Here is a 1,222-nt window from a genome sequence, read left to right as displayed (position 1 = left end):
GAGAACTCGCAGGTGACGGTGCCGTCGAGGGCGGGGGCGACGGTGAGGTCGACGGGTGTCGGCAGAACGTTGCGGTCGCCGATCGTCGCGTGGTCGGGCCCTGGTGCCGGTTGCAGAATGCGGTCGGTGTCGCCGGCCGATTGCCCGAGGTAGTTGAAGGTGATCTGGGGTTGACCGCCGTCGGTGAGCCGCCGGTGCAGCGCGGACCCGGGCCGCAGGAGGACGGTGTCTCCGAAACTGGTACCGGCGTCAGGCGCGGCGCTGATCTGGCGGTGGATGCTGCGGGCCGCGTCGACCAGCCGGGCGGGTACGGCGTCCTCGGCGGTGAACAGTGCCGGCTGCAGGGAGGTTAGCCAGCCGACGACATGGTCGAGACGGGCGCCGCCGGTCCGGCCGTGGCCTTCCAGCCACACGTACAGGCCGTTCGCGGTGCTGTGCGGTGCGACTGCGCGCCTCAGCGCGGCGAGAAGGACGGCTTGGGCGCTGAGGCCGTGCAGGCGGGGCACGTCCAGTTGCAGGTAGGTCCCGGCCCGGGTGGAGAGCCGACGGCGCACCCGGATCCGTTGGGCGGTGATGGCGGCCACGGGGGGCCCAGTATCGATCCTGGTTCCGGTCAGGCGTGGTTTCGCGGCAGCGGCGAAGCCTTCCCACCGGCGCGGGTTGCGGTGCTGTCCGCCGGCGGCGGATGGGATTCCGGGTGCTGTGCCGTCCGGTGGTTGCTGGCCGTCGGACAGGATTCGGTAGGCGTGTTCGAGGTCGGCGGCGAGGATCTGCCAGGAGACGACGTCGACGATCAGATGGTGAGCGATCAGGTACAGCCAGGCGTCGGGGCCGTCCGGGTCGTGCACGATCGTGAAGGCGGCCAGGCGTCCGCCGTCGATGCTGATCGGGTGGTGCAGGGCGCGCAACGCGGTGTCCAGCACGGTCGCCGAGCGTCCGGCCTGTAGCTGCCCGGTGTCGCGGGGCAGGGTGTGCTCCCCGACGAGGTCGGGGCGGGGCCGCTCATCCAGGACCGCGCTCCAGCGTCCGCCGGTGCGGGCGAATCGGGTGCGGAAGGCATCGTGGTGGCCGGTGACCCAGGTCAACGCCGCCCGCAGCCGGCTGAGGTCGCAGTGCGCGGGGATCGCGAACAGCCGCGCCTGGTGGAAGTGGTCGGGATCGGCGAACTGCTGGCTGAAGAACCACAGCTGGATCGGGGTCAGGCCCAGGATGGTTCCGGCGG

The 1,222-nt window shown here is 71.7% G+C and carries 1 protein-coding gene; it reads right to left on the bottom strand.

Annotated elements, in window-relative coordinates; genetic code table 11:
* A partial coding sequence (locus ABEB28_RS41375; protein WP_345733791.1) for a condensation domain-containing protein occupies positions 1-1,222 on the bottom strand: 1,222 nt, incomplete at both ends.

Origin of the sequence: Cryptosporangium minutisporangium (assembly GCF_039536245.1) — a bacterium.
GTDB lineage: Bacteria > Actinomycetota > Actinomycetes > Mycobacteriales > Cryptosporangiaceae > Cryptosporangium > Cryptosporangium minutisporangium.
Note: the sequence above shows the minus strand (reverse complement) of the source record. Positions and strands in the feature narration are given on the sequence as shown.